This is a genomic window from Bradyrhizobium sp., from assembly GCF_036735945.1.
Taxonomy (GTDB): domain Bacteria; phylum Pseudomonadota; class Alphaproteobacteria; order Rhizobiales; family Xanthobacteraceae; genus Bradyrhizobium.
In genome coordinates this window covers 1-8,253 of sequence record NZ_DAINNI010000172.1, presented here as the reverse complement: position 1 = coordinate 8,253, position 8,253 = coordinate 1, and the positions used below count along the sequence as shown (strand labels likewise).

Sequence of the window (8,253 nt, the reverse complement as noted above, 5' to 3'; positions counted from 1 at the left end):
ACCAGATCACCTTGTACATCAACGGATCGATGTCGGAGATCAGGCCGAGCGACCATAGCCAGGTCGGGATCAGGATGATCGCGCCGGAGGCGATGGTGAAGACCGCGATGATGGCGGCGGTCAGCGCGCCGAATGTCACCAGCGGGATAGACCCCTCATAAGTCCCCTCCTCCTTGGCGATCACCAGCGTCGCGAAGAACAGCCCGCAGCCGATCAGCGCACCGACGGCGAACAGGATGATGCCAAGATAGAAGTGCGGCTTGGCCATCATCGGCGGATAGGAGGTGAACATCACGCTCGAATCGCCCTGCAGCACCGCCACATTGGTGGCGATCGCGCCGACGATCATGAGCACGAAGCCGAGCCAGCCGAGTTTTGGCGCGGCCAGCCGCGAATTCAGCAGCACAGCCGACGCGAAATAGAGAATGGCGATCTCGAAGAAGATGATCCAGAACAGCAGCACGTTGGCGCCGTGGCCGGTCAGGATCAGATAGAACCAGTCGGCCGGAAGCAGATGCACCGCCGGCCACCTAGTGAGCGCGACCAGCAGGCCCATCAAGCCGCCGATCGCCAGGAACACCACGGCCGCCACCGCATTGGCGATGATCAGCTTCTGGGCGGCGGCGTCGACCTTGAGCCCGGTGTACTGGCAGGTGCGGAAATCGCCCTTGGCGGAAACGGCACCAATCACGGTCTCTGCGGTCATGCTTACCTCCCATCCGCCAGGCGCGGTTCCGCCTCGGCCTTCTGCGGCTCGGTCACGTAGATCTTGCCGGTCATCGTGTGATGGCCGATGCCGCAAAACTCGTTGCAAATGATGCCGAACTCGCCGCTCTGCGTCGGCGTCAGCGAAATCACGTGCTCAAGCCCGGGATGGACCTGGATGTTGATGTTGGTCGGTTGCAGCGAGAAGCCGTGCTGCCAATCGATCGAAGAGAGATGGATGCGATAGCTCTGGCCCTTCTCCAGTTCGAGGATCGGCCACCACTGCCACAGGCGCCCGAGCAGGTAGACGTCGCTTCCCGGCTTCGGCTTCGCGACGGGAACGCCGCCCTCTTCGCGCACCTGATTCTTCTTGGCGAAGTCATCGACCTTGGCCTCGTAGGCCGAAGGCGTGATTCGGTAGGCTTCCTTGCTGAGGTTCTGCTGTCCGATGAAATGCCAGGCGATCATGAACACGAACATGAACAGCCCCCACAGGAAGGCGATCACGATCCAGACCAGTTCGACCCGTTCGATAGGCTCGTTCCACCACATGCGTCTTTCGGGCGGTGTGACAGCCATTTCGATTCCCCTTCCCAGATTGCGTTATCGGTTGCGCGAGACGATTTTCATTTCGCGAGCGGGATCGAGGCGACTTCCATCACGCCCCAGATCAGATAGAGGACGGTAGGCAAGGTCACGCCGAGGAACAGCAGCAGGAACGGATTGTCGAGCACTTGCTGCATAACGGGCACTCGTTCGGCGACACCTGGGCGCGGCGTATTCACTTCAGTGGGGGGCATCGGCGATCTCCCGGCTCGATGATCTTTCGCAAGCTAGGACGAAGGCAGCGTGTGCTTCCTTGACCGCGGTTAAGGACGTGCCACCCGCGATCGAAATAATGCGAGCATGAGATATGCTGTGGTGCGCATGAGTGTCTGCCGGGCGCCAAGCGCGCGGCTGTGCCTGGGGATGTTTGCAGCGATGGCAGCGATCGTCACGGCGCTGCTCCTTGCGCAGACCCCTCCGCCGGCGCGCGCGGCCGACCTCAAGCTGATCTACGTTGGAGCCGAGGACTGCGCGCCGTGTCGCGCCTGGCAGAACAATGACGGCGCGGCGTTCCGGCGATCGGCCGAATTCGCGCGCATCACCTATATCGAGGTGAAGGCAGCCCATCTGCACGATATCCTCAAGGATGAAACCTGGCCGGAGCAGATACGTGGCCTCAAGACCCGCTTGAAGAAGAGTGATGGGGTGCCGCTGTGGCTCGTCGTTTTCAACGAGGAGGTCGTGGAGCAGCGCTTCGGCGCCGCCGCCTGGCACGCGAACATCCTGCCGGCAATCCGGTCCGCTCTGCGCTAGCCGCTACCGATCGACCGCTGCCAGCGCGGCCCGCGCTGCCGCATCCGCGGAGGGAGACTTGCGGTTGCCGAGATTGAAAGTGATACCACGCGGCTTGATGCGATCGCTCGCAACAAGGCTGCGCAACGTCGAGACATCGTCCACGATGACATCCGAAACGCGAACATCGACGCCGACCGACCTCAGCTTGGCAAACACCCTGGAGAGCGATTCGGGCTTCAGACCAAGCTGGCCGGCAATCAGGGATTTGTCATAGGGCAAGGCAATCCGGCACGGCCCCTCGACGGTCGACGCCAGCGAAATGAGAAAATCCGCAACCCTCTGCATTCCGCTCTGCGCGGTGAGTTGTTCGATCCGGCTTACCATCAGGTGCAGGTGGCACGACACCGAGGCAATCATGGCAATCGCCACCTCCGGCATCTTTCGAATGCAGTCGATGACGTGATCGGCCGGGATCATTATCATGCGCGTGCGCGTCACCGCGCTTGCCATCGCCGGATAACGGCCTGATGTGAACGTCACGGCTTCCGCAAAACTCTGGCCGGCGCCAAAGACACTGAGGACCGCCTCATCACCGGCGGGAGTGACGCGATAGAGCTTGATCCAACCTTCGACGATAATGAAGAACGACGCCGCCGGCTCACCCTGCCGGAACAGCATGCTCCCCGGCCGAAGATTGACGACCCGCGCCGGCGCCAGCAGGACATTAAGCACCTCCGGCTTCAGTCCGGAGAAGACCGGGATCTGTGACGCAACGGCCAGATCGGCAGGAGTCGGCACGGTCATGTGTCCCCTCGAAGGTTTCCTCTGGCATGACTCTTCCGCCTCCGATCTCGGCGCGCACTGCCTCGTGGCAGCACCGCGATGGACTGGCGCTTTTCCAATGCACGTTCGTGCATGGTCTGGTTTGGAGTAAACGGGCGTTGCCGGCTTCGATGGCGGCTCGCGCTCACAATCAACTCTCCATCCGCCGAAAGAACTTTGAGCCAGCGCAAACTTTGACCCAAGTTTCGGCTGCCCGGAGATTGCGCGGACCGTCGTGCTTCGCCCTTCCCGCCGACCGGCCAGGAGGAAAACGTGAGCGGCGCGCGCTGTTTGTGACGAGATTAGCGGCTTGGTTGCGCGATAGCGCCTATACAAGCGTTCACGAACGCCGCTGAGATAGTTCAGGGACGACCAAGCTGGCCGGAGGCGAAGCGGCCTTGAGAGACTGACGCTGGCGCCGGCACTGGTTGCCGACCTGCCGGCAATCGCCGCGATCCGCCTGTCATTCCGTCAGATGAGCAGCCCTCCGCCGGCGACGATCACCTGGCCGCTGATGTAGTTCGATTCCGGGCTGCAGAACAGATAGACCGCGTCTGCCGCCTCCTCCGGCGTGCCGCCGCGACCGAGCGGAATCATCCGGCCCATCGCTTCCAGCATCTGCGGTTGCACGCCGACCTTGATGTCGTGGCCGGCAATCTCGATGGTGTTCTGTTGCGCCTCGATCGGCTGGGTCAGACGGGTGTTGATCAGCCCGAAAGCCACGCAATTGACGTTGACCTTGTAGCGGCCCCACTCCTTGCACATGGTGCGGGTGAGCCCGACCAGCGACGCCTTCGCCGACGAATAGCTCGCCTGCCCGGCATTGCCGTAAAGACCCGCAATCGAGGAGATGTTGACGACCTTGCGGAAAACCTCGTGGCCGGCCTCGGCCTCCTTCTTCGCCATCACCCGGATCGGTTCGGCCGCGGCACGCATGATGCGGAAGGGAGCGACGAGGTGGACGTCGAGCATCGCCTGGAACTGCTCGTCCGTCATCTTCTGGATCGTGGAGTCCCAGGTATAGCCGGCGTTGTTGACGATGATGTCCAACCCGCCAAAGCGCTCGATCGCGGCACCGACGAAACGATCGGCGAAGCCCGGCTCCGTCACGCTGCCATTGACCGCGACCGCCTCACCGCCGGCGGCCTTGATCTCGGCAACCACGGCGTCAGCGGGCTCGGCATCGAGATCGTTGATGACAACCTTCGCGCCCTCGCTTGCGAGCTTCAGCGCGATCGCGCGGCCGATGCCGCGCCCCGAGCCCGAGACGATTGCGGCCTTCCCCTGCAGTTTCGACATGATCTCTCCCTAGATCGCGATGACGGCTTCGCCGGCGAGCTTGATCTCGCCGGTCTGGTCCTTTGCGGTCAGCGCGAGCCTGGCGCGCCGCTCGCCCTTGTCTTCCAGCAGCTCGGCGACGGTTCCTTCGCAGGTCAGCTTCGCGCCGAGCTGCGTGATGGCGGCAAAGCGGGTCGAGAGCGAGCGGATGCGTGACGGCGCGACCGCGTCCGTCAGCGCCTGCCCGAGATAGGCCATCACCAGCATGCCGTGCGAGAAGACATCCGGAAACCCGGCCTGCTTCGCGAAATCGATGTCGACATGGATCGGGTTGTGATCGCCCGACGCTCCGCAATAAAGCGCGAGCCGGTGGCGGGTGATCGGCGGAAACTCCTTGTGGACCAGACGGTCGCCAATTGACGGAGAATCTGCGCTCATGACGGCCTCGCATTGCGCACCACCACCGTGCGCGAAATGTCGGCGACGTGGACGCCGTGCTGGTTGGTCACCTCGGTCTCGACCACAACCAGGGTCATCGCCCCGCCCTTCTTCTCGGTCACGCTGGTCACGCGCGGCTTGAATGTCACGGTATCGCCGACGGCGACTGGTCCGCGATAGTCAAAGCGCTGCTCGCCATGCAGCACGCGGGCGAGATCGATGTCGAGCGCCGTCAGGAATTCAAAGGGCTCGGCGGCATCCATCATCTCCAGGCAGAACAGATAGGTCGGCGGCACCGGCGGCGCCGCATACCCCGCCGCCCGCGCGGCGCTCTCGTCGCGATAGAGCGGATTGGTCTCCCCGATCGTGTCGAGGAAGAAGCGCAGGCGCCCCGGCTCGACGCATGCAGTGACCGGCGTGAAGGCACGCCCGACGGCGGATTGATCGACCATCGCGGCCTCAGGCGCGTTCATAAAGCGTGACGACGCAGGCGCCGCCAAGGCCGAGATTGTGCTGCAGGCCGATCCGCGCGCCCTCGACCTGGGTTGCCTGCGCCGTGCCGCGGAGCTGCCGCGTCAGCTCGTAACATTGCGCCAGGCCGGTGGCCCCCAGCGGATGGCCCTTCGACAGCAGGCCGCCGGACGGATTGGTCACGATCTTGCCGCCATACGTATTGTCGCCGTCGTCGATGAAGCCCGCCGCCCCGCCCTCGGGGCAAAGGCCGAGGCCTTCATAGGTGATCAGCTCGTTATGGGCGAAACAATCGTGCAGCTCCACGACGTCAAGGTCATCAGGGCCGATGCCGGCGGCCTCGTAGACTTTCCTCGCGGCGTCGCGGGCCATGTCGTAGCCGACCACCTGCATCATGTCGCCGGCGCCGAAGGTCGACGTCGTATCCGTCGTCATCGCCTGCGCCGCGATGCGGACACTCCTGTTGAGCCCATGCCGGTCGGCGAACTTTTCGGAGACCAGGATCGCCGCCGCGCCGCCGCAGGTCGGCGGGCACGCCATCAACCGCGTCATCACGCCCGGCCAGATCACCTGGTCGTTCATGACGTCGTCGGCAGACACTTCCTTGCGGAACAGCGCCAGCGGATTATTCTTCGCGTGACGGCTGGCCTTGGCGCGCACTTTTGCGAACGCGCTGAGCGGCGTGCCATGCTTCTTCATGTGGCTGAGGCCCGCGCCGCCGAAGTAACGCAGCGCCAGCGGCACGCCCGGCGCGTCGACCAGCTTGTCGGCGGCCGCATCGAAATCGTCGAAGGCGCTGGGACGATCGGTGAAGACGGCCCCGAGCGCGCCGGGCTTCATCTGCTCGAAGCCGAGCGCCATCACGCAATCGGCGGCGCCCGACTCGATGGCCTGGCGCGCCAGGAACAGCGCAGTCGAACCGGTCGAGCAGTTGTTGTTGACGTTGACGATCGGTATCCCGGTCATGCCGACCCCATAGAGCGCGCGCTGGCCGCAGGTGGAGTCGCCATAGACATAGCCGACATAGGCCTGCTGCACCTTGCCGTAGTCGAGGCCGGCATCGGCGAGCGCGAGCTTCGCCGCCTCCGCGCCCATCACGTGGTACGGCGCGTTGGCGCCGGGCTTGACGAACGGGATCATGCCCACCCCGGCAATATAGGTGCGTGACGTCATTGCTTCCTCCCGGACATTACCCACTGGACTATTTCTTACCCATGGGTAATATACGGGCCGTCAGCCCCAAGTCAATGCGACAAGCCTTGCGAATATGGACGCCCGCTCGCCCTCTTCCATCCGTCAATCACCCTGGCTGCCGTTCGAAAGCCGGCGCCGCGCCCGCGACGAGAAACGCGAGGCCGTGCTGGGCACCGCCGTGCAGCTCTTCCTCGAGCAGGGCTATCACCGCACCACGCTCAACGACGTCGCCGAGCGGCTCAACATCACCAAACCGGCGCTCTACAACTACTTCCGCGGCAAGGACGAGATCCTGTTCGAGTGCTGGGCGATCGGCAATGAACGCGTCGACGACTGCATCAACGAGATCGCATCCGGCGGCGGCACCGGCCTCGCCAGGCTGCGCAAGCTGATCCTCAGCTACGCCGCGGTAATGACCACCGACTACGGCAAGAGCCTGGTCCGTTTCGACGTTCGCGACCTCACCGAACATAACCGCAGAACCGTCAACACCGCCAAGAGGAAGATCGATCGCGCCTTCCGCGACTACATCGCCGAGGGCATTGCCGACGGCACGATCAAGCCGTGCGATCCAAAGCTGTCGGCGTTTGCGATCGCGGGCTCGCTGAACTGGATCGGCCATTGGTTCCAGCCGGGCGGGCCGATGACAGCGGAAGCCATCGCAGAAGAATTCGCGATCCGCCTCACCGAGGGCATCGCCACGACATCGACGCGCAAGAAGGCGGACAAACCGCCCCGCAAGACCGAGGCATCAAGGGAGGATCAAGATGAACGTCACGCACGGACTGCGCCGCGCGCTGCAGGTCAATCCAAACGGGCTCGCCATCGTCTGCGGTGAACGGCGGCGCAACTGGCGCGAGGTCGGCGAACGTGTCGCGCGCCTCGCCGCCGCGATCCGCGGGCTCGGCGCCAGCGACGGCGACCGCGTCGCGGTGCTGTCAATGAATTCCGATCGCTATCTCGAGCTCTACCTCGCGGTCGGCTGGGCCGGCGCCGTGATCGTGCCGCTGAACATCCGCTGGAGCCCGCTCGAAAACGAGGATGCAATGCGCGATTGCCGCGCCGAGATCCTGTTCGTCGACAAGGCATTCGCGCCGGTCGGCGCCACACTCGCGAAAGCCATCCCCGGCCTGAAGCTGGTCCATGCCGATGACGGCGAGACGCCGGCCGGGATGGCAAACTACGAGACGCTGATCGCGCAGAGCCAACCGATCGCAGACGCTATGCGCAAGCGCGACGATCTCGCCGGCATCTTCTACACCGGCGGCACCACCGGCCGCTCCAAGGGCGTGATGCTCAGCCATGGCAATCTGATGGCCAATGCGCTGAACGCGCTCGGCGAAGGCCTGTGGCCGAGCACGACGATCTATCTGCATGCGGCGCCGATGTTCCATCTCGCCAATGGTGCTGCGATGTATTCGGTGCTGCTGTCGGGTGGCTCCAACGTCGTGATCCAGGGCTTTACGCCCGATGGCGTCGCGACCGCGATCCAGAAGGAACACGTCACCGACGTGCTGCTGGTGCCGACCATGATCCAGATGTTCGTCGATCATCCGACGCTCGGCAATTACGACCTGTCGTCCTTGAAGCGGATCGCCTACGGCGCCTCTGTCATCAGCGACGCGGTGCTGATGCGCGCGATGAAGGCCCTGCCGCATGTCGAGTTCACCCAGGCCTACGGCATGACCGAGCTGTCGCCGATCGCAACGCTGCTGCATTGGAAGGAGCATATCGGCGACGGCCGCGCCAAGGGCCGGCATCGCGGCGCCGGCCGCGCCGCGCTCGGCTGCGAAGTCAAGATCGTCGATGCCGACGACAGGGTGGTGCCATCAGGCACCGTCGGCGAGATCGCGGTGCGCGGCGACAATGTCATGATGGGTTACTGGGAGCGGCCCGAGGAAACCGCTAAGGCCGTCATCGACGGCTGGATGCATACCGGCGACGGCGGTTACATGGACGAGGACGGCTTCGTCTACGTCGTCGACCGCGTCAAGGACATGATCA

At 64.0% G+C, this 8,253-nt stretch carries 10 protein-coding genes; 3 read left to right on the top strand and 7 right to left on the bottom strand.

The annotated features are described in order from the left end of the window. Positions 1 to 706 (bottom strand): cbb3-type cytochrome c oxidase subunit I (locus V7E26_RS27825; RefSeq protein ID WP_324422540.1); only part of this gene is annotated, 706 nt, incomplete at its 3' end. 2 nt (positions 707 to 708) lie between these two features. Continuing rightward, positions 709 to 1,284, bottom strand: a complete 576-nt coding sequence (locus tag V7E26_RS27820; protein ID WP_324422538.1) for a hypothetical protein — start codon at positions 1,282 to 1,284, stop codon at positions 709 to 711. Between the two features lie 402 nt (positions 1,285 to 1,686). On the opposite strand from V7E26_RS27820, the gene V7E26_RS27815 reads away from it, so the two are divergent. Further along, positions 1,687 to 2,064 carry a hypothetical protein gene (locus V7E26_RS27815; RefSeq protein WP_324422536.1) on the top strand — a complete coding sequence of 126 codons (378 nt, stop codon included), beginning with the start codon at positions 1,687 to 1,689 and terminating at the stop codon, positions 2,062 to 2,064. Between the two features lie 3 nt (positions 2,065 to 2,067). Here the strand turns inward: V7E26_RS27815 and V7E26_RS27810 are convergent, their stop codons facing one another. The 5 genes from V7E26_RS27810 to V7E26_RS27790 form a co-directional block, all read right to left on the bottom strand. Beyond that, the gene (locus tag V7E26_RS27810; protein ID WP_324422535.1) at positions 2,068 to 2,850 is read right to left on the bottom strand and encodes a Crp/Fnr family transcriptional regulator; all 783 of its coding nucleotides are present in this window, start codon (positions 2,848 to 2,850) and stop codon (positions 2,068 to 2,070) included. A 489-nt stretch (positions 2,851 to 3,339) separates the two neighbouring features. After that, positions 3,340 to 4,167, bottom strand: a complete 828-nt coding sequence (locus tag V7E26_RS27805) for an SDR family NAD(P)-dependent oxidoreductase (RefSeq protein WP_324422534.1) — start codon at positions 4,165 to 4,167, stop codon at positions 3,340 to 3,342. 9 nt (positions 4,168 to 4,176) lie between these two features. Continuing rightward, on the bottom strand, positions 4,177 to 4,584 hold the full coding sequence (locus tag V7E26_RS27800; RefSeq protein ID WP_324422532.1) for a MaoC family dehydratase: 408 nt from the start codon (positions 4,582 to 4,584) through the stop codon (positions 4,177 to 4,179). Continuing rightward, a complete protein-coding gene (locus V7E26_RS27795; protein ID WP_324422530.1) occupies positions 4,581 to 5,036 on the bottom strand; it encodes a MaoC family dehydratase N-terminal domain-containing protein in 456 nt (151 codons plus the stop codon). The genes V7E26_RS27800 and V7E26_RS27795 overlap by 4 nt, the downstream gene beginning before the upstream one ends. 7 nt (positions 5,037 to 5,043) lie before the next feature. Beyond that, the gene (locus V7E26_RS27790; RefSeq protein WP_324422528.1) at positions 5,044 to 6,228 is read right to left on the bottom strand and encodes a lipid-transfer protein; all 1,185 of its coding nucleotides are present in this window, start codon (positions 6,226 to 6,228) and stop codon (positions 5,044 to 5,046) included. A 94-nt stretch (positions 6,229 to 6,322) separates the two neighbouring features. On the opposite strand from V7E26_RS27790, the gene V7E26_RS27785 reads away from it, so the two are divergent. Further along, entirely contained in the window at positions 6,323 to 7,087 is a 765-nt protein-coding gene (locus tag V7E26_RS27785; protein ID WP_324422526.1) for a TetR/AcrR family transcriptional regulator, read from the top strand. Further along, the coding region (locus V7E26_RS27780; protein WP_324422524.1) for an AMP-binding protein at positions 7,017 to 8,253 on the top strand (1,237 nt) is incomplete at its 3' end. The genes V7E26_RS27785 and V7E26_RS27780, both read left to right, overlap by 71 nt.

Excerpts from the sequence above, each read along its gene's own strand:
- V7E26_RS27805 (WP_324422534.1), bottom strand. The coding sequence starts at position 4,167 with ATGTCGAAACTGCAGGGGAAGGCCGCAATCGTCTCGGGCTCGGGGCGC.
- V7E26_RS27815 (WP_324422536.1), top strand. The coding sequence starts at position 1,687 with ATGGCAGCGATCGTCACGGCGCTGCTCCTTGCGCAGACCCCTCCGCCG.
- V7E26_RS27800 (WP_324422532.1), bottom strand. The coding sequence starts at position 4,584 with ATGAGCGCAGATTCTCCGTCAATTGGCGACCGTCTGGTCCACAAGGAG.
- V7E26_RS27795 (WP_324422530.1), bottom strand. The coding sequence starts at position 5,036 with ATGGTCGATCAATCCGCCGTCGGGCGTGCCTTCACGCCGGTCACTGCA.
- V7E26_RS27785 (WP_324422526.1), top strand. The coding sequence starts at position 6,323 with ATGGACGCCCGCTCGCCCTCTTCCATCCGTCAATCACCCTGGCTGCCG.
- V7E26_RS27790 (WP_324422528.1), bottom strand. The coding sequence starts at position 6,228 with ATGACGTCACGCACCTATATTGCCGGGGTGGGCATGATCCCGTTCGTC.
- V7E26_RS27820 (WP_324422538.1), bottom strand. The coding sequence starts at position 1,284 with ATGGCTGTCACACCGCCCGAAAGACGCATGTGGTGGAACGAGCCTATC.
- V7E26_RS27810 (WP_324422535.1), bottom strand. The coding sequence starts at position 2,850 with ATGACCGTGCCGACTCCTGCCGATCTGGCCGTTGCGTCACAGATCCCG.